The 23,235-nt window shown below is 70.1% G+C and carries 20 protein-coding genes; 9 read left to right on the top strand and 11 right to left on the bottom strand.

Annotated elements, in window-relative coordinates; translation table 11 throughout:
* Positions 1 to 105 precede the first annotated feature (105 nt).
* On the bottom strand, positions 106 to 609 hold the full coding sequence (locus tag AB0G15_RS19480; RefSeq protein ID WP_362841390.1) for a DUF1643 domain-containing protein: 504 nt from the start codon (positions 607 to 609) through the stop codon (positions 106 to 108).
* Between the two features lie 83 nt (positions 610 to 692).
* Here AB0G15_RS19480 and AB0G15_RS19475 point away from each other — a divergent pair, with 83 nt between their 5' ends.
* The 3 genes from AB0G15_RS19475 to AB0G15_RS19465 all read left to right on the top strand — a co-directional run bounded on the left by AB0G15_RS19475 (position 693) and on the right by AB0G15_RS19465 (position 4,147).
* Positions 693 to 1,049 carry a nucleotide pyrophosphohydrolase gene (locus tag AB0G15_RS19475; protein ID WP_362841387.1) on the top strand — a complete coding sequence of 119 codons (357 nt, stop codon included), beginning with the start codon at positions 693 to 695 and terminating at the stop codon, positions 1,047 to 1,049.
* A gap of 126 nt (positions 1,050 to 1,175) precedes the next feature.
* The gene (locus tag AB0G15_RS19470; protein WP_362841384.1) at positions 1,176 to 3,050 is read left to right on the top strand and encodes a DUF2075 domain-containing protein; all 1,875 of its coding nucleotides are present in this window, start codon (positions 1,176 to 1,178) and stop codon (positions 3,048 to 3,050) included.
* Positions 3,051 to 3,259: 209 nt separating this feature from the next.
* Entirely contained in the window at positions 3,260 to 4,147 is an 888-nt protein-coding gene (locus AB0G15_RS19465; protein WP_362841381.1) for a serine/threonine-protein kinase, read from the top strand.
* Here the strand turns inward: AB0G15_RS19465 and AB0G15_RS19460 are convergent.
* Positions 4,137 to 5,060 (bottom strand): serine/threonine-protein kinase, encoded by a 924-nt coding sequence (locus tag AB0G15_RS19460; protein WP_362841492.1) that lies wholly within the window; start codon positions 5,058 to 5,060, stop codon positions 4,137 to 4,139. The two genes, AB0G15_RS19465 and AB0G15_RS19460, sit on opposite strands and share 11 nt — an antisense overlap.
* An 840-nt stretch (positions 5,061 to 5,900) precedes the next feature.
* Positions 5,901 to 6,470 (bottom strand): TetR family transcriptional regulator, encoded by a 570-nt coding sequence (locus AB0G15_RS19455; RefSeq protein WP_362841378.1) that lies wholly within the window; start codon positions 6,468 to 6,470, stop codon positions 5,901 to 5,903.
* 103 nt (positions 6,471 to 6,573) lie between these two features.
* Here AB0G15_RS19455 and AB0G15_RS19450 point away from each other — a divergent pair, with 103 nt between their 5' ends.
* Both AB0G15_RS19450 and AB0G15_RS19445 read left to right on the top strand, forming a co-directional pair.
* Complete coding sequence (locus AB0G15_RS19450) at positions 6,574 to 7,053, top strand: nuclear transport factor 2 family protein (RefSeq protein ID WP_362841375.1); 480 nt, start codon at positions 6,574 to 6,576, stop codon at positions 7,051 to 7,053.
* Between the two features lie 22 nt (positions 7,054 to 7,075).
* Entirely contained in the window at positions 7,076 to 7,198 is a 123-nt protein-coding gene (locus tag AB0G15_RS19445; RefSeq protein WP_362841372.1) for a hypothetical protein, read from the top strand.
* Positions 7,199 to 7,307: 109 nt separating this feature from the next.
* On the opposite strand, the gene AB0G15_RS19440 is transcribed toward AB0G15_RS19445, so the two are convergent.
* The 3 genes from AB0G15_RS19440 to fusA form a co-directional block, all read right to left on the bottom strand.
* Positions 7,308 to 8,303, bottom strand: coding sequence for a CU044_5270 family protein (locus AB0G15_RS19440; protein WP_362841370.1), 996 nt, complete (start codon positions 8,301 to 8,303; stop codon positions 7,308 to 7,310).
* On the bottom strand, positions 8,296 to 8,883 hold the full coding sequence (locus tag AB0G15_RS19435) for an RNA polymerase sigma factor (protein ID WP_362687829.1): 588 nt from the start codon (positions 8,881 to 8,883) through the stop codon (positions 8,296 to 8,298). The genes AB0G15_RS19440 and AB0G15_RS19435 overlap by 8 nt, the downstream gene beginning before the upstream one ends.
* Before the next feature lie 227 nt (positions 8,884 to 9,110).
* On the bottom strand, positions 9,111 to 11,216 hold the full coding sequence (gene fusA, locus AB0G15_RS19430) for an elongation factor G (protein WP_362841489.1): 2,106 nt from the start codon (positions 11,214 to 11,216) through the stop codon (positions 9,111 to 9,113).
* 490 nt (positions 11,217 to 11,706) lie between these two features.
* Here fusA and AB0G15_RS19425 point away from each other — a divergent pair, with 490 nt between their 5' ends.
* Both AB0G15_RS19425 and AB0G15_RS19420 read left to right on the top strand, forming a co-directional pair.
* A complete protein-coding gene (locus AB0G15_RS19425; protein ID WP_362841368.1) occupies positions 11,707 to 12,834 on the top strand; it encodes a pectinesterase family protein in 1,128 nt (375 codons plus the stop codon).
* 680 nt (positions 12,835 to 13,514) lie between these two features.
* Positions 13,515 to 14,051 (top strand): RICIN domain-containing protein, encoded by a 537-nt coding sequence (locus AB0G15_RS19420; RefSeq protein ID WP_362841365.1) that lies wholly within the window; start codon positions 13,515 to 13,517, stop codon positions 14,049 to 14,051.
* A gap of 275 nt (positions 14,052 to 14,326) precedes the next feature.
* Here the strand turns inward: AB0G15_RS19420 and AB0G15_RS19415 are convergent, their stop codons facing one another.
* The 4 genes from AB0G15_RS19415 to AB0G15_RS19400 all read right to left on the bottom strand — a co-directional run bounded on the left by AB0G15_RS19415 (position 14,327) and on the right by AB0G15_RS19400 (position 19,651).
* Positions 14,327 to 15,721 carry a hypothetical protein gene (locus tag AB0G15_RS19415; RefSeq protein ID WP_362841363.1) on the bottom strand — a complete coding sequence of 465 codons (1,395 nt, stop codon included), beginning with the start codon at positions 15,719 to 15,721 and terminating at the stop codon, positions 14,327 to 14,329.
* Between the two features lie 26 nt (positions 15,722 to 15,747).
* A complete protein-coding gene (locus tag AB0G15_RS19410) occupies positions 15,748 to 17,262 on the bottom strand; it encodes a serine/threonine-protein kinase (RefSeq protein ID WP_362841361.1) in 1,515 nt (504 codons plus the stop codon).
* Between the two features lie 10 nt (positions 17,263 to 17,272).
* Positions 17,273 to 18,763 carry a serine/threonine-protein kinase gene (locus AB0G15_RS19405; protein WP_362841358.1) on the bottom strand — a complete coding sequence of 497 codons (1,491 nt, stop codon included), beginning with the start codon at positions 18,761 to 18,763 and terminating at the stop codon, positions 17,273 to 17,275.
* Between the two features lie 651 nt (positions 18,764 to 19,414).
* Positions 19,415 to 19,651, bottom strand: coding sequence for a hypothetical protein (locus tag AB0G15_RS19400; RefSeq protein ID WP_362841355.1), 237 nt, complete (start codon positions 19,649 to 19,651; stop codon positions 19,415 to 19,417).
* Positions 19,652 to 19,796: 145 nt separating this feature from the next.
* On the opposite strand from AB0G15_RS19400, the gene AB0G15_RS19395 reads away from it, so the two are divergent.
* Both AB0G15_RS19395 and AB0G15_RS19390 read left to right on the top strand, forming a co-directional pair.
* On the top strand, positions 19,797 to 21,119 hold the full coding sequence (locus AB0G15_RS19395; RefSeq protein ID WP_362841352.1) for a sensor domain-containing protein: 1,323 nt from the start codon (positions 19,797 to 19,799) through the stop codon (positions 21,117 to 21,119).
* Positions 21,107 to 21,766: a response regulator transcription factor gene (locus AB0G15_RS19390; protein ID WP_362841350.1), complete on the top strand. Its 660-nt coding sequence runs from the start codon at positions 21,107 to 21,109 to the stop codon at positions 21,764 to 21,766. Before AB0G15_RS19395 ends, AB0G15_RS19390 begins: the two co-directional genes overlap by 13 nt.
* A gap of 130 nt (positions 21,767 to 21,896) precedes the next feature.
* On the opposite strand, the gene AB0G15_RS19385 is transcribed toward AB0G15_RS19390, so the two are convergent.
* Positions 21,897 to 22,946: a DUF6461 domain-containing protein gene (locus AB0G15_RS19385; RefSeq protein WP_362841347.1), complete on the bottom strand. Its 1,050-nt coding sequence runs from the start codon at positions 22,944 to 22,946 to the stop codon at positions 21,897 to 21,899.
* Positions 22,947 to 23,235: the final 289 nt, after the last annotated feature.

Genomic DNA, 23,235 nt, shown 5'->3' with positions numbered 1-23,235 from the left:
TGGGCATTCTCGCCTGTCGCCCTCCAGGAGTTTTCACATGCGGGGAGTTGCGGTGACAACCGAGTCCGTACGTGAGTCACCGCGGCCAAGACCGCGATCAGCTCGCTATTCGAGCGGGTGCGCGGCCAGCACCTTCGCCAGGCGGTCCTCGAAGGTGCTGCCCTCCACCCGCGCTTTCTCCGGTCCGACGTACTGCCGCCAGCGGGAGGGATGGCGCGGGGTGCCCGCCACCATCCAGGTCCGGCGGACCCCGGTGTCCTTCAAGTGCCGACGCAACCAGGACACCTGCTCCCGCAACACGACGCCGGTGCGGCCGGTGACCCGGTTCGCCCCCCAGGCGAACAGAATCTCGTCGGCGGCGAGAACCGCCTCGGCGAGCAGAGCCCGAGACCGGGCCACCTCGAACGCCTCGATCACTGTGGCGCCCAGCTGGACCTGGTCCTTGGTGGGAACGTCCAACAGGTTCGCCAGCCGGATCCGCCCGCAGCCCACCAGGGGGAGAGCACAACCAAGATTGCGGTACGAGATGGTCTCAGGAGCGGGACGGAGTGCGGGATTCAGCAGGATCGCACAGAGCGTCCGGGAGTCGTGACCCACCTCGCGCCCCATCCGGCCCTCCTTGGTCTGTCGGAATCCCGGAGACTGTACTGGGTTGTTCGGCCCCTGGTTTCCGCGACTTGTAGCGTGCTTCCATGACGGAGCTTGAGGAACTGGCCGACAGGTTGCGACGGTTCGCGCACGACAGGGCGTGGGAGCGGTTCCACACGCCGAAGAACCTGGCCATGGCCCTGGCGGGGGAGGTCGGGGAGCTCCTCGGGGAGCTGCAGTGGCTCACTCCCGAGGAGTCCGCGCGCACCATGGAGGATCCGGAGGCCGCCGGGCGCCTGCGCTCCGAACTCGCCGACGTCATGGTCTATCTGACCCGGCTCGCCGATGTGCTCAACGTCGATCTCGTCGAAGCCGCCCACGCGAAGCTCGACCAGAGCGAGCAGCGCTACAGCGTGGAGGCTTACCGGGGGTCCGCCAGGAAGGCGCCGCCGCTCGCCTGATTTTGTCGGATGATCGCGGTAATGTGCCGGGCGTAGTGATGCGGCCCGACGGGCTTCCGCCGATCCTCTGATCGCGGACACGCTCCCATACCGCACGAGTCTCTCGTGCTGCCTGGGGGTAGGTCCGTGACGGCATTTCGGCACTCCGCCGAAAGTCTGGCCAAGCTGGCGACCGACGGTTCGGTCCCCGAACAACGGCTCAGCGAGGTCATCGCCGAGCATCTCAGAAGAACGGTGCGCGTCAACACCTCCGAGGCCGAGCGCAGGTCCTGGGATCGCAGCCTGCCCATCCTCGCCCGCGACCTGGTCGGCGCCGGGCTGGGTGACGTCGAGATGCTGGTCGAATACCAGCTCCCGCTGACCAGCATGCGGGCCGATGTCGTGCTCGCGGGAGTGGACCGCCGCACCGGCGGCGACGCCTACGTGGTGGTGGAGCTGAAGCAGTGGAGCCAGGCCGAGCTCTTCGAGGAGGATCCGAAGCTCGTGCTGGTCGAGGGCATGCCGGGCGGTCCCAAGCTGCACCCCGCACTCCAGGTGCGGGGTTACTGCGACTACCTCGCCGACTTCGTCGGTGCTCTGGAGGGTCGGGATGACGCGCTCAGGGGCGTGGCCTACCTCCACAACGCGGCCGACCTCGACATCCAGGATCTTTACACGCGGGAGCAGGACGAGCGGAGCCGCCTGTTCACCAAGTCTCGGCGAGGCGCCTTCCTCACCTACCTTCGCGATCAGTTCGCTCCCGAGTCCGGCGCGGACGCGGCCGACCGGTTGCTCACCAGTGCGGTGCGTCCCTCCAAGCAGCTTCTCAAGCTGGCCGCCCAGGAGATCAAGGACCGGGAGCAGTTCGTCCTGCTGGCGGAGCAGCGTCTCGCGTACGAGATCGTCCTGAACGCCGTGGACAGAGCTCGCCGGGCGGACTCGAAGGAAGTCGTCATCGTCACCGGTGGACCTGGAAGCGGTAAGAGCGTCATCGCGCTCTCCCTGCTGGGTGAGCTGTCGAGGCAGGGGCGGGCGGTCCTGCACGCGACCGGATCACGGTCGTTCACCGAGACGCTGCGCAGGGTTCCGGGCAAGGGCTCCTCGAAGGTGAAGAGCCTCTTCAAGTACTTCAACAGCTTCACGACCGCCGAGCAGAACGGCCTCGAAGTTCTCATCTGCGACGAGTCCCACCGGCTGCGTGAGACCTCGCAGAACCGCTACACGCCCGCGCGCCTGCGCAGCGACCGCCGTCAGGTCGACGAGTTGATCGACGCCGCCCGCGTTCCCGTCTTCCTGCTGGACGAACACCAGGTCGTGCGGCCCGGCGAGATGGGCACCGCCGCCGAGATCAGGGAGCATGCCGAAGCTCGGGGCCTCCGCGTTCACGAGATCTCGCTCGACGGGCAGTTCCGCTGCGGAGGCAGCCGCGCCTACGAGGAGTGGGTGCTTCACCTCCTCGGCCTACGGGGTGACCACCCCGTTCGGTGGTCGGGAGACGACCACTTCGTGGTGTCTCCGGTGGAGTCGCCGCAGGAGCTCGAGGCCCTGTTGCGCTCGAAACTGGGTGAGGGCTACTCGGCGCGCATGACCGCCGGCTTCTGCTGGCCGTGGAGCAAGCCGAACAGCGACGACACGCTCGTTCATGACGTACGGATCGGTGACTGGTCCCGTCCGTGGAACGTCAAAGAGGAGAGGGCCGTGGGCAGCGCACCCGCGAGCGCGCTGTGGGCGACCCTGGACGGAGGGTTCGAGCAGGTCGGCTGTGTCTACACAGCCCAGGGATTCGAGTACGACTGGAACGGTGTGATCATCGGACCCGATCTCGTCGTCCGGGACGGCAGGCTCCATACAAGGAGAGCGTTCAGCAAGGATCCCGCGCTCACCCGGGGAACCACCGACGAGCAGGCGGATCGACTGATCCGCAACACCTACAAGGTGCTGCTGACCCGGGGAATGATCGGCACGTTCGTCTACTCCACGGACCCGGAAACCCAGGAGTTCCTCTCCCGTCTCACCTCCTGATGGCCATGTCCCAGACATCCGAACCGGCCAGTTCAAGCCAAGATCCGGATGTGCGGCTGAAGTACCGGGGTTCCTTGTGCACTAACACCGACACCGACCTGATCAGAGGGGCGGTGCCGGATGTACTTCCACACCACCACCGGTAAGATCCGGATCCGGTTATCTCCCCAACGGTCGACCGATGTCTGACCCCTGACAATCGGAGTCCCATGTTGGTCGCGCAGCGCTACGAGCTACAGCAGCCGGTGGGCCGGGGCGGTATGGGGGAGATCTGGCAGGGGGTCGACCGTCACCTTAACCGCAAGGTGGCCGTCAAGCGTGTCCGGCGCGACAGGCTCACCGAGGAGACCGTCCGGCGGTTCAGGCGCGAGGCCCGGATCATGGCCTCGCTCCGCCATCCCGGAGTGCCGGCGGTCCACGACTTCGGACAGGACGACTACGGGTTCTTCCTGGTGATGGAGTTCGTCGACGGCTGGCCCGTCACGCACGTGCTCGACGCGCACGAGAGGCTCCCCGTCTCATGGGCCGCTCTGATCGGAGCACAGCTGTGCGCCGTGCTGTCGGCGGCGCACGCTCGCTCGCTCGTTCATCGGGATCTGAAGCCGGGCAACCTCATGCTCTGCCGCGACGCGACCCTCGTCGTCCTGGATTTCGGTGTCGCGACGGTCCAAGGGTCGCCTGACTTCTCAGTGATCACCGGGACGATGGAGGCACCGGGAACCGAGCCGTACATGGCTCCCGAGCAGTTCCGCGAGGGCAGGACCAGCGCGCTGACCGACCTGTACTCGGCGGGATGCGTCCTCCACGAGATGCTCACCGGCCGCCGGGTCGTCCGGTCGACGGGCTTCGTCACCGAGACGGGCGGACATCTCGGCCTCCCTTCGGCACCGCTGGGAGCCGCGGTGCCGAAGGAGCTCGCCGAGTTGGTGATGGCACTGCTGGAGCGAGAACCCGACCGGCGTCCGCAACGCGCCGACGAGGTCTTTCACCGTCTCCTGCCGTTCATACGGGACCTGCCTGCGCTGCCCGGCGTCGTCGATCGGGTGACGAGGCCGGTCCATCTGTACGCCGAGGCGCTGTCCCGGGTCAGCTGGTGATCAGCATCATCACCTCGGCGGCCGTCGGCCGGCCACCCGGATCCTTGGCGAGGCAGGCGGCCAGCGGAGCCTGGAGCGCCGACGGCAGCACGGACAGATCCGGATGATGAGCGACGATCTTCCGGTAGACGAGAGGCGTGGAGCCGGCGTCGAAGGCGTGTCTGCCCGTGGCGCCGAAGAGCATGGTCGCGGCCCAGCTGAAAACGTCGGAGGCCGGGCCGACGTGCTCGCCGGAGATCTGCTCGGGAGACATGTAGGCCATGGTGCCCTTGAGGACGCCCGAGGTCATCGTGACCTGGTCCAGCGCCCTGGCGATCCCGAAGTCGATCACTCGGGGACCGTCCGGGCCGAGCAGGACATTGGCCGGTTTGAAATCCCGGTGCACGATGCCCGCGGCGTGAATACCCGCCAGCGCTCCCGCCGTCCCGATGGCCAGCCGGGTCAGGCTGTCGCCGCCCCTCGGCCCTCCCTGTCTGACCAGCCGTTCCAGTGACGGACCGGGCACGTACTCGCTGACGATGTAGGCCACGTCCCCCATGACGCCGACGTCGATCACCTTGGCCGTGGCGAAAGGACGCACCCGCTGGGCCATGGCGGCCTCCTTGACGAAACTCTCGCGTTCGGCCGCGCCACCGATGATCCGGCTGTGCAGCACCTTGACCGCCACCGGCTGCCCGCCCGGACCGTGCGCAAGGTAGACCGCTCCCTGCCCCCCTTCACCGATCTTCCGATCCAGCCGGTACGGCCCGATCTCGCCGAAGGGACGGGAGCCGGATGCGGTGTCCGCCGGATACTGGGGGGACGGGGAAAAGGATGGGGTCGGAGCGGGGGGTGAAGTCGGGGTCGGGGTCGGGGTCGGGTGAGCCTGGTAGGGCCGGGAGGCAGGAGCCTGATAGGGCGAGGTCGGGGGCATCGGAGCCCGGTGGTGAGGCGGCGGCACGGGGTTGTACTGCCAGGCCCCCGGAGGGGGGTGAACCGCCGGCCGGGTACGGAAGACGGATGGCCGAAGGATGAACGCGTGCACCGTGCCGCCCAGCCAGCCCACGATGATCATGATTCCCACGATCACATCGACCGGTGGTTCCTTGGTCGCGGGGTCATTGTCGCTGTAAATTCCGGAAATCACGACGAACGCGAGCAGAAGAACGCCGTAGACACCGGTCGCGAATCCGGTGATCCGGCTTTTCAGCTGCACCGCGGCGTGTCCGATGATGAAGGGGGTCGCGAATCCGGCGGTGTACAGCGGGGCCAACGCCCAGATCAGGCTGAGCGGGAAGTTCCACCAGGGAGGCCGTCCGGGAACACGCCCATCGACGTTGTGGTGATGGTGAGGGGCGGAACCACCGGCTGAGAACACGGAACAAATAATACGGACCTGCCGCCGTCACCGAGGAGCACAGCACCCGCGGAACCCTCACCTGGGACGCCCCGAACCGCCGGACGAGGAGGCGGCGCCCATCACGGACGAATTCTCCGGCCAGGACCTGCGCCGACGCTCTGAGCTTCGTACGGAATCCCGAACTCGAGGGGCGGTTGCCGTTTTCCACGAAACCCGCCGGTTTCCTGCGAGCCTCGCCAGGTTTCATCACGAGCCAGGCCAAGCGCAGAAGATCGATTTTCGCTCCCCTATTTTTGCTTTCGCAGTGACACGTCACACCAAAAGCAATCAAGCAAGACATATCCCTTTTATCACCGTCCTGACCATGTCCGGCCGGTGCTGCGGCGGGGTTTTCCCGGTCTCGCGCATGGCCGGTCAGGCGGGGGTGGGTGCCGGCCGGCCGGGCCGCGACAGGCCGGTGAGGACGACGTCGATGGCGCGGGCCAGGGTGTCGGGCGGGGTCCGCGTCGTCGCCGATGCCTGGGCCAGGCCGCGGATGAGCAGATAGACCTCCTCGACCGTGACCGAGGGCCGGACGGCCCCGGCGTCCTGTCCCCGGCGCAGGACCTCGCTGACCACGGACTTCAACCGGTTCGACGCGGCGACGGCGCCAGCGGGGAACTCGTCGCGGTCGGCCACCAGGGAGATGAGGGTGAGTTTGGTGGCGCCGGTCTCGATCATCGTCCGTATGAGGGCGCGCCATGCCACGGCCGGGTCGGCGTCGGCGACGAGCGCGTGGGCCCGGTCGGTGAGCTGCTCGAAATGCCGTAGCAGCGCCGCCTCGACCAGCTCCTCCTTGGTCGGGAAGTGGCGGAAGACCGTGGCGATGCTGACGGCGGCCCGCCGGGCCACCTCCTCGGTCGATCCGGCGGCACCGTACTCCCCGAACACCGCCTCCGCCGCGGCCAGGATCCGTTCCCGGTTCTCCCGTGCGTCCTGCCGCATCCGGCCTCCTTTTGATCTCTGATCTCACTTCAGGGCTTTAACCGTAGTCTGGACTACGGTAATCTTACCGTAGTCCAGACTACGGTTAATTTGGGAGAATGCCATGCCGCAGCCGTACACACCAGCGGAGGTCGTCCAGGCCGTCGCCGCGGGAGTCAGCCGCCTGATCGCCGGCGAGCTCACCGGGCGCGAGCGGGAGGCCGAGCTCGACCACCTGTCCGGCCTGTACGCCGAGCGGACCGACGTCCGGCACCCGTTCGCGCCACTGGGCGACACGCCGCTGCGCACCCGCGCCGAGCTGCGCCGGCACTTCGCCGAGGGGCCGGGCCAGGCGCGGGCCGAGCGGTTCGAGCCCGTGGGCCACGTCCACGAGACGGCCGATCCCGAGGTGGTCGTCTTCGAGTTCAGCTACGTCGGCTCGGCCGGCGGCCGTCCCTTCGCGGTGCCGTGCGTCTTCGTGTCACGGGTACGCGACGGCGTCATCGTCGAGTCCCGCGACCATATCGACCACCTGGGCCTGGCCCGGGCCTTCGGCCGGCTCGACGGCCTGGTCACCGCGCTGGCCGCGGGCTCTTCGTCCTGAGCGAGTTCTCGAGAAAACTCGGTTGGGCGTTCGCGCCTTCAACGGGACCCTGATCTTCGACGTTCCCGAGAATTTCAAGATCAAGGCGATCGCACTCCATGACTCCGTCTTCTCCGGCGGCGTCACCGTCGCCCTGGACGACTGACGACACACCCTCTACCGGACGACGCCGCTCCGGCGCTTCTCGGTGCCTCTGGCGTCGGCTCCCCGGGAAACCCGTCCAGCGTCGTCTTCCTAAGGGAAGCGTCGTCTTCCTAAGGGATCTGCCCGGGTTCGTCGACGACTCCCGACGCGACCTCGGCGGTCGCGAAGACGCTCCCCTTCTCAAAGGCCACCTCACCGCCGATGAGATAGTCCTGCAGGTATTCCGTCCGCATGCCGAGATGGCGATAGGTCGTGCTGTCGAGGATGACGTAGGACCGCTCGGTGACCTGGCCGTTCTCGTCGCGCTGCGTGCCGTAGCCCGGGCTGCCGACCTCGTAGGCGATGCCCATGCCCGACCTGCCCACAGCGTCGCGTACGCCGAGGTCCACCCGGACTCCCGGAATCCGGGCGAGGGCGCGGAAGATCGCGGCCTCCAGCTTGGGCGGCATGTGCTCCTCCTGGCCAAGGTAGAGCGACAGCACTCGGAACGCCCGCGCGTCCGGGTGCTCGTGGAGACCGCGCTCCGCGTCCGGCTTGTCCCTCCAGTGCAAGTCGCCCTTGACGTGGGCCAGCAGCCTGTCCGGGTCGGTGGGCAGCTTGGCCAGCCTGGCCGCGTACTGCCGGGGGGACAGGTCGTCGTCGCCCGGGTCCGGCCCGATGGTCCGTGTCTCCATCGGGCGCGAGCCCATCCGGGTCGCCTGCCTGGTGCCGTCGTAGCGCGTCCAGTACTCCTGGACCTCGACCGAGCCGTCGGCGGGCTGCATGACGACGCTCTTGCGGTACAGCCACTGGTCGGGACGGAGAGGAGTGCTTTCAGGCCGGCGCTTCTCGGCCGTCAGCGCCGCCTTCCTCAGCATCACCTCCGCGCTCACCGGCGTCGCCTCCACGGTGACGGACGGCGGCACGACCGGCCGCTCGTCGTCGTTCACCACCACGATCACCGCCGCGATCACCGCGACGGCCGCCGTCACGGCCATCGGCAGCGAGAGCACGGGCCGGAACCGGCTGCGGCGGCGCAGAGAACGTGCCCGCAGCGCGCGCAGGCGGTCGGCGTCGGGCTCGGGCGCGTTCGCCCGCAGCTCACTCAGCAGCTTCAGGTCATCCACGACCGGTCTCCTCCTCCGAGATGGCGGACGGATCGACCCCGCCCAGGGCCTCGCGGGTCTTTCTCCTGGCACGGTGCAGCCGCGAGCGCACCGTGCCGATGGGGACGCCAAGTGCCCGCGCCGTCTCCTCGTAGCTGAGATCCGCCCAGGCGATCATCAGCAGCACCTCGCGGTCCTTCGGCGACAGCACGGCGAGTGCCCTCACCAGATCGCGTTGCGCCGCCGAGGCCGTCACCCGGGACTCCACCCGGTCGGCGTAGCTCTCGGCCACCTCGTCCACCCCGGTCCTGGCCAGCGAGAGGTACGCCCTGACCTCGGCGCGGCGGTGCTTGCCGATGAGGTTGGCGGTGATGCCGTACAACCAGGGGCGGGCATTGCGGTAATCGGTGTCGTAGCGCCCGAGCCGCCGGAAGGCGGTGAGAAACGTCTCGGCCACGATGTCGTCGGCCATCGAGTCTCCCAGGCGCCGCGTCACGTAACGGTGCAGGGCGGGGGCGTGCCGGTCGAACAGCACCGAGAAGGCGGCGGGATCACGCCGGGCACGCTTGATCACCTCCGCGTCGTCCAGGTCTGTTTCCACACTCAAGCGTGAACTCCGTTTCCTTGGTCCGGTCACCCCTTTTCACCCGGTACCGCGAATCGAGTTCTCCACGCCCCCGTTTCGGACGGCCTGGGCGGGCGTGTGATGGGAGACGCATACCCGGGCCCACCCGATCAGACCGTCGAGGGCCGCGCCCACCGCGAGCGTCGCCGGGCGACGGCCCCGCCCGGAGGCGGAGCCATCTTCCTACCGGTTCTCAACGGGTTCTACGAGGACGGCGTCCCGTCGGACACTATGCCCGGCACCTGGGCGTACCCGGTGGCCCGGGTGGTGAAGGTGCCCCGGCCCTGGGTCCGGCTGCGCAGCCGGGTCGCGTAGCCGAACAGCTCGGCCAGCGGGACGGTCGCGGTGATCACCACCGTCCCGGCCCGCGCGGTCGAGCCGGAGACCCGGCCGCGCCGGGCCGCCAGGTCGCCCAGTACCCCGCCGGCGGCGTCGTCGGGCACGGTGGCCGTGACCTCGACCACCGGTTCCAGCAGCGCCATCGCACCGGCCCGCAGCGCCTCACGCAGCGCGAACCGTCCGGCCGTGCGGAACGCCATCTCCGAGGAGTCCTTGGGGTGGGTGGCCCCGTCGGTCAGCGTGACCCGCAGGCCGGTCACCGGATGACCGCCGAGGGGACCCTCGGCCAGCGCGTCCCGGCATCCCGCCTCCACCGCCCGCACGTACTCCTTCGGCACCCGCCCGCCGACGACGGTCGAGCCGAACACGAAGCCCGCCGCGTCCGGGGCGGTATCCAGCGGCTCCAGTGGTTCCACGTCGAGGACGACGTGGGCGAACTGGCCGGCGCCGCCGTCCTGCTTGACGTGCCGGTACAGCAGCCCGGACACCCCGCGCACGACCGTCTCCCGGTAGGCGACCTGGGGCCGCCCGACGCCGACGTCCAGGCCGTGGGCGCGGCGGATCTTCTCCACCGCGACCTCCAGATGCAGCTCGCCCATTCCCGACAGCACCGTCTGGCCGGTCTCGGGGTCGGTCCGGACCACCAGCGAGGGATCCTCCTCGACCAGCCGCGCCAGCGCCGACGCCAACCGGCCGGAGTCGACGCTCCTGCGGGCCTCGACCGCGACGGAGACCACCGGATCGGCCACGGCCGGCGGTTCGAGGACCAGCGGTGCCGAGGGCTCGCACAGGGTGGCCCCGGTGCGGGCCGCCTTCAGCCCGACGACCGCAACGATGTCCCCCGCCGTCGCCCGGTCCACCTCGGTGTTCCGGTCGGCCTGTACCCGCAGGATCCGGCCGATCCGCTCGGTACGCCGCGCGCCCGCGTCCAGCACCGTGTCTCCCTTCCGGATCGTTCCCGAATAAACGCGCAGGTAGGACAGCCGCCCGGTGGCGGTCGAGCTCACCTTGAACACCAGGGCGGCGAACGGCGCCGCCGGGTCGGCGGCCCGTTCCCGCACCGCGCCGCCCTGGAAGCCGTCCTGGAAGCCGTCCTCGGTGCCGCGTACCGGCGGCACGTCCAGCGGCGAGGGCAGGTAGGCGACGACGGCGTCCAGCAGCGGCTCGATCCCCCGGTTCCGGTAGGCCGATCCGCACAGCACCACCACGCCCTCACCGGTACGGGTCAGGTCGCGCAGTGCGGCGGCGAGGGTCGGCGCGGAGATCGCCGACTCCGCGCAGAACTCCTCCAGCGCGGCCGGGTGCAGTTCGGCCACCGCCTCCTCCAGCAGTCGCCGGCGCCGGTGTGCCTCCTCCAGCAGGGCGTCCGGCACCGGCCCCTCCTCGAACGTGTCGCGGCCTCCGGCCCAGACCAGTGACCGCATGCGCAGCAGGTCCACCACGCCGGTGAACCCGTCCTCCCGCCCGATCGGCAGCTGGACGACGAGCGGGACCACCCGCAACCGCTCGCGGATCGACGCGACCGCCGTGTCGAGGTCGGCGCCGGCGCGGTCGAGCTTGTTGACGAAGGCGATCCGCGGCACCCCGTGCCGGTCGGCCTGCCGCCACACCGACTCGCTCTGCGGTTCGACGCCCGCGACGGCGTCGAACACCGCGATCGCGCCGTCGAGCACCCGCAGCGAGCGCTCCACCTCGTCGGAGAAGTCGACGTGGCCCGGGGTGTCGATCAGATGGACGCGGTGGCCGTCCCAGGCACAGCTCACCGCCGCGGCGAAGATGGTTATTCCACGGTCGCGCTCCTGGGAGTCGAAGTCGGTGACGGTCGTCCCGTCGTGCACCTCGCCACGCTTGTAGGTGGCGCCGGTGACGTACAGGATCCGTTCGGTGATGGTGGTCTTGCCCGCGTCGACGTGGGCGAGGATGCCCAGGTTGCGGACGCCGGTCAGCGAGTCGGTGAGATGACGGTGCATGTCGGTGCGCACGGCCCATGGCCCTTCGGAATGTTCCGGACAGGACGGCGCGATTCCCGGACGAGACGACCCGAGGTCAGGTCGTGGAGGGACCCCTGGCGTGGCGCGACCACACGGGGGCATGCCCCGGCGGCCGGTTCGGCGCCGGGCGGGCAGGGGTCAGGGGTTCGTCACGGGCATTCGACGCCGGCCGCGCGGCCGGCGTCGGACATCGACGAAGACACCAGGATCACGTCGTAGCGTGACGGGGGAACGACCACAGCGGTGCGGTGACGCACGGACTGCTCCCCTCACTGGTAAGGCGCGCGCCACGGTGTCGCGGCAGCGCGTGATCAGTGGCGAGTGTAGCGAGACCGGCACGGGCGGAAAAGCGATTTTCTTGCCGGTTCTGCGATACATGTCGGCCATTGACACCACTGCCTGATTTATCTAACTTCCGGATGTTGCCCTGACGGAAACCTTTCACGCGGGTGAACGCGGGAGTGTGGCCATGTCGCCCCAGAGTCCACTGTTCGGCCGGCGCCGGACGCCGGCCCGAGCCGCGATCGCGGCCCTCGGCCTCGCGCTCGTCCCTGCGGCCGGAACGGCGGCCGGGGCCGCCGCCCGGCGCCCGTTCGGGCCGTACGGATCGCCGCGGCACAGGCGGGACGAGCGCACGCTGTACGTCGACCCCCAGGGCCGGGGCGACCACCTCACCGTCCAGGCGGCGGTCGGCGCGACGCCCGACGCTCCCGAACGGGGCTGGACCCTGGTGATCGCGGCCGGGACCTACCGCGAGACGGTGCTGGTGTCCCAGGCCAAGACCGGCCTGACCTTCCTCGGTGCCACCCGTGACGCCCGTGACGTCGTCATCGTCTTCGACAACGCCGCCGGGACGGCGAGGCCCGGCGGCGGCACGTACGGGACCGGCGGCAGCGCCACCACCACGATCCAGGCCGACGGGTTCACGGCGACCTCCGTGACCTTCGCCAACGACTGGCTGCGTGCCGACCACCCGGAGATCACCGCGACGCAGGCCGTCGCGGTGAAGGTCATGGGCGACCGTTCCGCCTTCGAGGAGTGCCGCTTCCTCGGCCATCAGGACACGCTGTACGCCGACACCCGCAGCCTGGCCGCCTTCGCCCGGCAGTACTACCGCCGCTGCCACATCGAAGGCGACGTCGACTTCGTCTTCGGCCGTGCCACCGCGGTCTTCGACCGGTGCGAACTGCGCGCCCTGGCCCGCGACGTGTCGTTTCCGCAGTACGGTTTCGTGTTCGCGCCGAGCACCTCCGTCGCGAACCCGTACGGCTACCTGGCCACCAGGTGCCGTGTCACCGGTGAGGTCCCCGACGGCTCCTACGGTCTCGCCCGCCCGTGGCGGCCGAGCAGTGACCCGACCGCCGTCCCGATGCTGACCGTGCGCGAGACCTGGATCGGCCCCGCGGTCGACACCACCGCGCCGTACGTGAACATGAGCTCGGGTTACCCCTGGCAGGAGGCCAGGTTCGGCGAGTACCGCAACTCCGGTCCGGGAGCGGCGATCCCGGTTCCCGGGAACAGGCCACAGCTGACCCCCGAGCAGGCGGCCGGGCGGACCATCCGCACCCACCTCGGCGACTGGAGACCGCCGGTGTAGACCGACACGGTCCGCACGGTCTGCCCGATCCGCACGGTCTGCCCGGTCCGCGTGGACCGTGTGGACCGTGTGGACCGCGTGGTCAGGTCACGAGCCCGGTCCGGGGGCGGCTTGCTCGACGAGAGGAGGCCGCCGGTCTCACGCGACCGGCCGGGGTCCGGAGATCGGTAGCCGATCCAGCCGAACGAGACAGGTCGGTCGGCCACGCCGTGGTAGCCGGTCGTGAGGTTCTCGTTGGCGCCCCGACAGTGCCCCTGCGGCCGGTGCGCCGCGTCGGTGCGGATGAAGATCCAGCCGCGCCCACCCCCGGGTACTCGGTCGCGCCGGCCGCCCAAATAACAGATCGCCTCATGCGGTCATTTAACTCGGATATGGACACTCGCTTAAATTGTCCGCCACACAGTTGTTTCGCCGCGTTATCTCCATTGAAGAGGGATAATCAGACCAAAAGCCCGTTCACCCGACACCGTTGCCGCCAACTCCATGAAAAGAGTCCGGGCTCACCGCGACGGGCGCACCGACGCCCTTTTCCCGGATGCGGCTCCCACCTCCGAAATCGATCGATCGTCGCGAGATGCCGGACACGACACAATGTCCGCCTTCAGGCGTGCTTAACCGGAAGGCTGAGCGATTCGTGCTATCAAGGATTCGTTTCCCTTGGGAGCGACTAAGGAGGATCGATGAAACTTGTCCACGCCGTTCAAACCCTGAGCATTGCCGGGACTTTGCTCTCTTTGCCGTTTACCGCGATGCCGGCCGCGGCCGTCGCGATCGCCGATGCGCCGGAGCGGCTCCGGGCCGAAGCCCCGAAGACCGTGGTGTCCCGGCACAGCGGCAAGTGCCTGGACGTGTACGGCGCCGGCACGGCCGACGGTGCCAACGTCATTCAATGGACGTGCAACTCTCAGCCGAATCAGCGGTGGGATCTGGTGACGGCCGGCAGCGGCTACTACACACTAAGGGTCGCGCACAGCGGAAAGTGTCTCGACGTCGCGAACGCCAGCGGGGCCGACGGCGCCAACGTCGTTCAATGGACGTGCAACTCTCAGACCAATCAGCAGTGGCGGCTCGTCCAGAAGGGCAACAACTACGTCTCGCTGGTGTCCCGGCACAGCGGCAAGTGCCTGGACGTGTACAGCGCCGGCATGGCGGACGGCGCCAACATCATCCAGTGGAACTGCACGTCGCAATACAACCAGCAGTGGCGGTTCGTCTGAGCGGACGATTCTCACCACCCACGCCTGCAGCCTCAATCGGGAGCGGGCGGTCGGCGGTCGTGGCCGCGAGCAAGGCGCCGGGATTTCTCATCTCCCGGCGCCTCTCGTGCCCCCTCTCCTCAAAACTTCTCAGCCCGCTTTTCCCAAGGCTTCTCAGCCCGCTCTTCCCAAGGCTTTCTTTCGTACCCGCTCTTCCCAAGGCTTCCCAGCCCGCCCCCGCCGAGGCGGCCGACGGCCCGCGTACCGGCTGTTGACGAAGGTGGCCGTCTCACCCGTCAGCCGTCGAGCGCGCCCATCACGGACCGCATCACCGGCATCGCGCCCTCGGTGGCCTTCTTCAGGCTCATGAGCGTGGACTTTTCGGAGTTGACGGGGGTTCCCTCGGGGCGATCGCTGCCGCCGAAGAGCAGGGAGACGACGTTCCTGCCGTCGAGCACGTGGATGTTGTAGGTCCCGGTGTGGGCGGTGTTGGTCCGCTGCTCGACCGTGTAGCCGAACGCCTCCTGCCCGAGGCCCGTGAGCTTCTCCTGCGCGCCCGTGGTGATGCCGCCGAAAGAGGATTTTGTCCGGTGGATTCCGCTTCGCCGGTCGACGAAGTAGTACCGCGCGGAGTCGGCGTCGGGAAAGGCCCGGATGGAGATCCGGAGGTTCCGCCAGCGGACGGTGCCCGGCTTCACCGGCAACGTCTCGTTCCACCACTGGCACACGGTGAGCGCCGCCTTGCCCTCCTGGTTGCGGGCCGCCAGCCCTTCGGTGTCGGGGACCAGTTTCACGGCCCGCGCTCTCGCCGCGACACAGGGCTGGGGCAGCGCGACGAGCGCGGGCGTCGGGGTGGGGGTCGGGGTGGGCGTGGGCCGGGACCTGCCCGCGTACGGCAGCGGCCGGTTCGACCGCCAGGCCGTGACCGACGCGGCCACCTGGGTGAGCAGGTTCCCGGTCTCGCGCAGGGCGTTCTCCTCGGTGATCGACTTCATGGTCTCCGCGGACCGGAAGTCGGCCTCCTTGTGCCTCTCGCCGGCCTGGTACCTCACCTCGAAGGTGATGTTTCCGATCCTGCCGATTCCCTCGCCGTAGGCACTGCGGAATATCTTCCCCTTCGACCACTGGTAATGGACCGCCGCAGCCTCCCCGACACCGGGGAGCGTCACCGGCTTCGACTGGTAGAGCTCCTCGTCGACGTTCTTCGCACCGTACCGGTACGACGACAACCTGCCGTCGTACCGGTTGGCGGCCGCCTTCGCGGCGGTCGTGGTGCCGATCCCCTCGTGTGCGGTGACCTCGACGGTGATCTTGCGCGTGCGTGTCACCTCCCGGTAGGAGATGTTGTTGTTGGTCCAGGTGCATGTCTGGTAGACGTAACTCACCAGGCCGGTCCGGTCGCTGTTCGACCGTGACCTGATCTCCGCGCGGGGAACCAGACGGTCCGCCTCGTCCGGATCGAGCATGGCGCAGACGTCGACGCCGAGGGCCGCCCGGGCGGATGCCGAAGGTGACGGGGGCGGCGTCGGAGCCGCGGTGACCCGGCCGTTGCCGACCAGCAGAAGGGTCAGGACGCTGCCGGTGGCCATTCCCAGAACGGCGACGAGGACGATCACCAGCCACGACGGGGCCTGCGATGCCCGCCTGGACGAGGGCCCCCGAGGCTCGGTGGTGTTCTGACCGTGGACCATCTGACCTCTCAGAAAGGTTGGCGGGTTCACCCGAGGGCGACGTCGACGAACTTCGCCGTCCGGGCGGCGGTCTCCCGGATCTCCGGCAGGGCGGAGGCGTCCCCCGTCCACCGGGCGGTGACCTCGGTGACGAGGTTGCCGCGCCGGAACCAGATCGTGCTCGCGGCCGTCCCCGCCCCCGTTTCGACCGTGTCGCGCGCGTATCCCTCGTCCGCGAACTCCGGCTGGTCACGGACCTGCGAGGTGACGGCGTCCGGGGCGGTGCCGGCCTGCTGCTCCCGGACCGCGCGCTGGGCCGCGAAGTCGTCCCGGGCGGTGGACGACATCCGGTGGGTGACGTTGATCGTCCGGTACCGGCCGCTCCGCAGTTCCGTCCACCGGCATCCGCCGTCGTCGGCGGGGGCGCCGTCGACACCGGCCCCGAGGAGTCGCTGAACCTGGGCCGTGGTGAGGCTCCGGCACGGGTCGGGAGCGACGGCGAACCGCCGTTCCTCCACGCCGGGGGCCCCGCCGCCTCCGGCGAGGAGGCGCCAGGTCACCAGGCCGCCCGCGACGACCAGGACCGCGACCAGCGTCCCGGCGAGGATCGGCTTCCACCGTCCAGCGCGCCGTACGAACCCGGAAGGCGACCCGGGGAGCGGCTTCCACCGTCCAGCGCGCCGTACGAACCCGGAAGGCGACCCGGGGAGCGGCTTCCACCATCCCGGGCGCCACCCCCTGCGTCGTGCGGGCCTGCCGGCGGTGCGGGGCGCCGTGGCCAGCCGGGCGAGCACCTCCCGGACGGCCGCGGCGGCGGGCCGGCGATCGGGGTCCTTGTCGAGCAGGGCGAGGACGAGCCGGGCCAGTTCGGGCGAGGCCAGGACCATCGGCCGGGGTTCGTGCATGATCACGGCCGCGATGACCGCCTCGGGCTGCCGCCGGGAGAATGGCCCCTCCCCCTCGACCGCCAAATAGAGGGTCGCGCCGAGCGACCACAGGTCCGACGCCGGCCCGGCGGTCTCCTGGCGGAACCGCTCGGGCGCGATGTAGCCGGGCGAACCGACCAGGCCGCGCTCATCGACGTCTCCCGCGCCGAGGGGCACGGCGATGCCGAAATCCGTGAGCATCGCGCGGCCGCTCTCGTCGAGGAGGACGTTGGCCGGCTTGACGTCACGGTGCAGGATTCCGTGGGCGTGTGCCACCGACAGGGCGTCCAGCACGGCCAGCCCGATCTGGGCGACCCGCCAGGTGGGCAGCGGTACCAGCTCGTCGAGGGAGTGGCCCGGGACCAGGTCCATCACGATCCAGGGGCGCCCGTCGTGGGTGACCACGTCGTGGATCCGTACGACGGCCGGGTGGCTGAGCCGGCCGGCGACCCTGGCCTCGCGGATCGCGCGGGCGGTGAACTCGGCCAGTTCCCGCTCGCCGAGCCCCGGCGGGATCCGCACCTGTTTGACCGCGACCTCGCGCCGCAGCAGTTCGTCGGTGGCCCGCCAGACCGTGCCGAAGCCGCCCTCTCCCAGCGGCGTCGTGAGCCGGTAGCGTCCGGCCAGCAGGTCCATGCCGCGACCCCTAGCCCAGACCCCGCAGCGCGGTCACGGCCGACCTGGCCGCCTCGACACCCGCCTGCCGCAGGGCGTCGTCGGAGCCGGTCCGCAGATTGACGTAGTGCAGGTCCGCCACCAGATTGCCGAGCCTGAAGGTGACCACGATCATGCGGACCCGCCCCTCGGCGTTGGCCGCGTTCCAGGAGAACGCCTCGTCCCCCACGTCCGTGAGCGTGCGGGGAACGGATCGGGTCATACGTTGCTTGTCCTCGATCCCGATCTCGTACCAGATCCACTCCACGTCGCGGGTGCCGTGGATCTGCTGCCGCTCCAGGGCGGCGAAGAGCTCGTGCGCGGACCCGGGGTTCAGCGACCACGGGTCCGGGGTGTCGGAGTCGGTGACGGCGGTCAGCTCCACCCCCGCGCCGCGGATCGTCCACTCGCAGCCGTTCTCGGACGCGCGCCCGCCCGCCGGAGCGCCGAGAAACCTGGTGACCTGTTCCGGTGACAGCGCCTTGCAGAGGTCCACGGCTTTTTCGAACACCGGTGACACCGGCCTGGCCGCCGGTACGGGCTCTCTCGTGACCAGGATGGCGGCCGCGGCGGAGACCACGGCCGCCGCCACGGCCAGCAGGACCGTCGGGGTCCACCGGCGCGGCGGGCGGCCGATCGGCTGGGGCGCGGTGATGCGCGGTGACTCACCGTCCGCGATCTGCCGCAGCAGCCCCAGCGCGATCTCGGCGTCCGGGCGCGCCTCGGGCTCGCGGGCCATCAGCCACTGCAGGAGCGAGGCCAGCGGACCGGCGACCCGCGGCGGGCGGGGGTCCTGCGTGAGCGTCGCCCGGATCACGTCCGCGGGAGAGCCGTCGTAGGGCGGGACACCCTCCAGCGCGACGAAGAGGGTCGCCCCCAGCGACCACAGGTCCGAGGCGGGGCCGCCGTTCTCGCCGGCCAGGCGCTCCGGGGCGATGAACCCGGGCGTCCCGATGACCTGGCTCGCGCCGGTCAGCGTGGGCTGGTCCGGGGAACGGGCGATGCCGAAGTCGGTGAGGACGACGCGGTCGTCGTTGGTCAGGAACACGTTGCCGGGTTTGACGTCGCGATGCTGCACGTCGTGCGCGTGCGCGGCGACCAGCGCCTCCAGCAGGAAGGCTCCGATCGAGGCCACCTGGAGGGGGAGCCGCGGGCCGCGGGCCGCCAGCTCGTCGGCGAGGTTGCGGCCGTGCAGCCGTTCCATGACGATCCACGGCCTGCCGTCCTCCACCAGCACGTCGTGTACGGCGATGATCGCCGGGTGGCGCAGCCGCGCCATGACCTCGGCCTCCCGCATGACCCTGGCCACCAGCTCGGCACGGCTCCGCTCGTCGCTGCCCTCCGGGATTCTCACCTCCTTGACGGCGACCTCACGGTCGAGCATCTCGTCCCTGGCCAGCCATACGGTGCCCATTCCACCGTGGCCGAGCGGGCGCAGGAGAAGATAGCGAAGAGCCAGCTTCGCCCCCATCGAGTCGGCCATATTCCAACAATAGGCAATTATCCTGCGTCAATCGATCTCGAATGCGATGAGGCGGTACCGAAGCCCCTGCCCCGACGTCCCCGCGTCGCGTTCACGAAGTATGACGGTCACGAAGTGTCGCGTTCACGAAGTATGACGGTCACGAAGTGTCGCGTTCACGAATCAAGGAATGGGCAGACAGGCGCGTTACCCACCTCGAAGGACATGACCGGCCCGAAGGTCTTACGGGCATCGCGCCGAGGAAGAGTTCCCTGTTTTCGGCCAGTACATAATAAGTTTCGGCCATCGAGCGAAACCTGACGGGCACGCCGATCGACACGGTCGAGCCCGCGCCGCCCCTGCTCCTCGGGCACGGGCGGCATTCGCGGATCCCGGCCCCGGCGCCGGCCTTGGCCCCGCCCCCGGCTCCCGGGTCGCGACGCCGGGGAACCTTGGACACCATTCGGGAGCACGTCCGGGTAAAAGCGTGCGCTTCCCCCGCCGGCCCGCACCGGCCATTCCTTTTCCCCTTTCCCCTATCTTCAAACGTGACACCGAAAACAGCGTCCATTCACGGCGAAAAGGATTTGGGCCTGCCCGCCGGCCGACGCCCCCGACGCCATCCGGCGCCTCCAGGAGGCGCAGTCCGGCCGAATCCGGCCATGCCGCTCCTCACCGCCGGTGCCGGTAGTGGTGGGCGATCAGGGCGGCGACGCACGCGAGAACGGCCAGCCCGAACCCGGCGCCGGCGAGGACGTTGTCGCCGACGGACGAGAACACGATGTTGAGAACCGTGCTGACCATCAGCAGGAACCACAGCACGGGACGTACCATCCCGGCCCGGGCGCCGGTGGGCCGTACCGGACGTGGCGCCTCGGAGGCCTGCAGAACGTGGTGGGAATCGGTCACGGTACGCTCCTCGCTCGATGAACTCGGCAGATCGTCTGTCACACCTCGACGCTACGGACGATCACCGCCGGCGGCGATCCCGCCCACGGGACAGCCGAGGTACAGCAGGCTGTACTCCTTGGCCGCCGGTCTGACGATGACCCGGATGGTGCCCTATCGTCTGGTCCAGGAGGTTCGTCTGGTCCAGGAGGTGCGGATGCCGGCCCCCGACCCCGCGACCGGCCGGAAGCCGGAGCGCCGCTGGGACGTGTTCGCCCGCGCCCGCGCCGCCCTGGACGCGTTCGAACACCTCATCGGCGGGCTCGGCACCACGGTCCTGGCGCTGGTCGCGCTCCTCCTGGTGGCCGCCACCGCGCTCGCCTGCCTCGTCGGGGTGGGCCTGCTCCTGGTGCCCGCCACGCTGCGCGCGCTGCGCGCCGTCGCCGACCGGGAACGCGCGCGGCTCTCCCGCTGGGGCCCGGAGATCATCGGCCCGGAGCCGGTGCCGCCCGGCCTGCGTGCCGCCCTCACCGATCCGGCCACCCGCCGGGAGCTGGGCTGGGTGGTCGTCCACGCCACCTTCGGGCTGTTGCTCAGCCTGACCGGTCTCACGGTGTCCTTCAGCGCGGTGACCAACACCACCTTCCCGCTGTGGTGGCGGCTGCTGCCTCCGGAGGAGGCGTCCAGCTCCGCCATGGGGCTCTGGACCGTGCGGGACCTGCCCAGTGCCCTCGGGGTCGGCCTGCTCGGCCTGGGATGGATCGTCCTCGCCCTCCTCCTCACCCCGGGTATGGCGCGGCTGCAGGCGTGGCCCGGCAGGCGCCTCCTGCCGGCCGACCCCGGCGCCGACCTCGCGCTGCGGGTCGCGCAACTCACCGCGACCCGCGCCGCCGCGCTGGACGCGCACGCCGCCGAGCTGCGGAGGATCGAACGGTCGCTGCACGACGGGACCCAGAACCGCATCGTCGCCGTCACCATCCTGCTCGGCGCGGCCCGTCGCACGCTGGCACGCGACCCGTCCGACGCCGACGCCATCCTCGAACGCGCGCAGAGCGCCGCCGAGCAGGCGCTCGCCGAGCTTCGCGCGGTCGCCCGCAGCATCCTGCCCCCGGTGCTGACCGACCGGAGTCTCGCCGACGCCCTCACCGGTCTGGCCACGACCTGCCCGGTCCCGTGCCGGATCGACGCCGACATTCCCGTCCGGTGCGCCGCCTCCGTCGAGGCCACGGCCTACTTCGTGGTGGCCGAGGCGCTCACCAACATCGCCAAGCACAGCCGTGCCAGGCACGCCACCGTCAAGGTCCGCCGCGACGCCGACCGGCTCCACCTCCAGATCACCGACGACGGCCACGGCGGGGCGGACCAGCGCGGCGGGTCGGGTCTCGTCGGCATCCGCCACCGCACCGAAGCACACGACGGGACATTCATGCTGAACAGCCCTCCCGGTGGACCCACCACCCTCACGGTGAGCCTGCCATGCGGATCGTGATCGCCGAGGACGACCCGCTCCTGCGCGAGGGTCTCGCGCTGCTGCTGCGCGCCGAGGCACTCGACGTCGTGGCCACCGCCGGCGACCCCGACGGCTTCCTGGCCGCCGTCGACGCCCACAGGCCGGATGTCGCCATCGTCGACGTCCGGATGCCGCCGACCCACACCGACGAGGGGATCGTCGCGGCCGTCGAGGCGAGGCGGCGCCGGCCGGACCTGGCCGTGCTCGTGCTGTCCGCCTACGTCGAGCAGGCCTTCGCCACCGAACTGCTCGCCCAGGGCAGCTCCCGCCTCGGCTATCTCCTGAAGGAGCGGGTCGGGCGGGTCGAGGAGTTCCTGAGCGCGCTACACCGGGTGGCGGACGGAGGCACGGCCATCGACCCCGACGTCGTCGCGCAGCTCCTCACCCGCACCCGGCCCGACACCCGGCTGGACCGCCTCAGCCCCCGCGAGCGCGACGTGCTGGCCCTGATGGCCGAGGGGCTGGGCAACACCGCCATCGCCGAACGGCTGTTCGTCACCGACGGCGCCGTCCACAAGCACATCCGCAGCATCTTCGCCAAGCTCGACCTGCCGCCCACCGACCGGGCGGACCGGCGCGTCACCGCCGTCCTGCACTACCTCGACGACGCCCACCGCCGCGCCTGACCCGCCCCGGCCGCCCGGTGACCGATCAGTGGCGGCCGAACCGGCCCGTACGAAGAGGGCGGCAGCGTGACGTGGTGCGCGGAACGCGCCGGCCCTTCGACCGCGCATTCGCTCGCTGAGCTCTGACCGCTCAGGGATCGAGGAAGGTGACGACCTCTCCGAGCGCGTAGTGGCGGTCGAGGTCCCCGTTCTCCTCGCTGAGGTAGGTGCCGCCGGAGTAGGTGACGACCTCACGGGCCCGCCAGAACGGATCCCTGTCCGGCCTCACCGCAGCCCTCAGTGCCCCGACGGCGGCCCCCTTCACCGCCCATCGGCCGTAATCGGTGTCATGGCCCGGCGAGGGGGACCGCTCCCGGGCGCTGTCGGGCGAGGCTCGAAACGCCTCCCACTCCCGTCGCGCGAGCTCCATTTGAAAGACGTCCAGCCGTTCGGCCAGCTCGGCGGAGCACTCGCCGGTCGCGATCATGGCCAGCGCCTCCTCGACCAGGGGGCCGTCGATGCCCGCCGTGGTCACGGCCATATCGGCCGCGATGACGATGATCTCCGGCACTCGGTCGGGCGTGGGGTCGGCGATGATGCGGGCGATGCGGGGGTCGACGGCCGCGATGGCCCGCATGCGCGCGTCGACGCGCAGGGCCGGGCGCGCGACGACGGTCACCGGGCGCAACCAGTGCAGGGCGTGGGACCGGGCCGTCCAGTCGTCGTCGATGACGACTCCCGACAGGTGCTCGGCCACGGCGAACGCGGCGGCCCTCCAGTCGGCGCGCCAGTCGGCCTCGCCGACCGGCAGGCCGTCGAGCCACTCCCGGCCGGAGGCGCCGTCGAGATCCAGGGCGTCGAACGACGCGACGACCTCCCCGTCACGGACGTAGCTGACGAAGGTGGCCATGTTGACGGTCCACGCCACCCGGAACGCCTCACCCTTGGCCGCGACCTCGCCCAGCAACGTCTCGCTCAGCCCGCGGAACGCGAACGGCTCGACGATCACGACCCACTCCCCGTGGCGGGCCACCAGGGCCACGCCGGTGGCGTCGTCGGGCAGGTCCTCCGGGGCGATGCCGAACAGACCGTCGAGGGTCTCCGGCTCCCACACGAGAGGTTGCCCGCCGAACGCCCGGACCGCCTGGTCGAGATCACCGGTCCTGATCCAGGTGAAGCAGGCGGTCTCAATCTCGATCATGTGAACGCTCCGGGAAACAGCAGGGGGAGGGTGGTGAACGGTCCGCTCTCCCCCCGGTCATCTATCGGGCGGGTGATGTTGGCTCCTGTTCCGTCGATCGTACAGGCGCCGTGATCAAGTTCCGGAAGTTCCTCTGCGTGCGGCCGGGGTTCTGCCAGTTGAACTTTCGCCGGCGGTAAGCGGTCAGAGGCAGGTGAGTCAACCAAAGCGACTCCACGAAGGCCGGGATACGTCAAAGCCCCCAGCGATCCCGGCGCGGTTCACCCTCCAGGTCGTCCGACGATGCTTG

The organism is Streptosporangium sp. NPDC023825, from assembly GCF_040639575.1.
Lineage (GTDB): Bacteria > Actinomycetota > Actinomycetes > Streptosporangiales > Streptosporangiaceae > Streptosporangium.
This window is presented reverse-complemented; position numbering and strand designations above follow the sequence as displayed.

Bases quoted from the DNA above. Each gene is read 5' to 3' on its own strand.
- AB0G15_RS19480 (WP_362841390.1), bottom strand. From the start codon at position 609: ATGGGGCGCGAGGTGGGTCACGACTCCCGGACGCTCTGTGCGATCCTG.
- AB0G15_RS19475 (WP_362841387.1), top strand. From the start codon at position 693: ATGACGGAGCTTGAGGAACTGGCCGACAGGTTGCGACGGTTCGCGCAC.
- AB0G15_RS19465 (WP_362841381.1), top strand. From the start codon at position 3,260: ATGTTGGTCGCGCAGCGCTACGAGCTACAGCAGCCGGTGGGCCGGGGC.
- AB0G15_RS19460 (WP_362841492.1), bottom strand. From the start codon at position 5,060: ATGCCCCCGACCTCGCCCTATCAGGCTCCTGCCTCCCGGCCCTACCAG.
- AB0G15_RS19455 (WP_362841378.1), bottom strand. From the start codon at position 6,470: ATGCGGCAGGACGCACGGGAGAACCGGGAACGGATCCTGGCCGCGGCG.
- AB0G15_RS19450 (WP_362841375.1), top strand. From the start codon at position 6,574: ATGCCGCAGCCGTACACACCAGCGGAGGTCGTCCAGGCCGTCGCCGCG.
- fusA (WP_362841489.1), bottom strand. From the start codon at position 11,216: ATGCACCGTCATCTCACCGACTCGCTGACCGGCGTCCGCAACCTGGGC.
- AB0G15_RS19425 (WP_362841368.1), top strand. From the start codon at position 11,707: ATGTCGCCCCAGAGTCCACTGTTCGGCCGGCGCCGGACGCCGGCCCGA.
- AB0G15_RS19420 (WP_362841365.1), top strand. From the start codon at position 13,515: ATGAAACTTGTCCACGCCGTTCAAACCCTGAGCATTGCCGGGACTTTG.
- AB0G15_RS19415 (WP_362841363.1), bottom strand. From the start codon at position 15,721: ATGGTCCACGGTCAGAACACCACCGAGCCTCGGGGGCCCTCGTCCAGG.
- AB0G15_RS19410 (WP_362841361.1), bottom strand. From the start codon at position 17,262: ATGGACCTGCTGGCCGGACGCTACCGGCTCACGACGCCGCTGGGAGAG.
- AB0G15_RS19405 (WP_362841358.1), bottom strand. From the start codon at position 18,763: ATGGCCGACTCGATGGGGGCGAAGCTGGCTCTTCGCTATCTTCTCCTG.
- AB0G15_RS19395 (WP_362841352.1), top strand. From the start codon at position 19,797: ATGGTGCCCTATCGTCTGGTCCAGGAGGTTCGTCTGGTCCAGGAGGTG.
- AB0G15_RS19390 (WP_362841350.1), top strand. From the start codon at position 21,107: ATGCGGATCGTGATCGCCGAGGACGACCCGCTCCTGCGCGAGGGTCTC.
- AB0G15_RS19385 (WP_362841347.1), bottom strand. From the start codon at position 22,946: ATGATCGAGATTGAGACCGCCTGCTTCACCTGGATCAGGACCGGTGAT.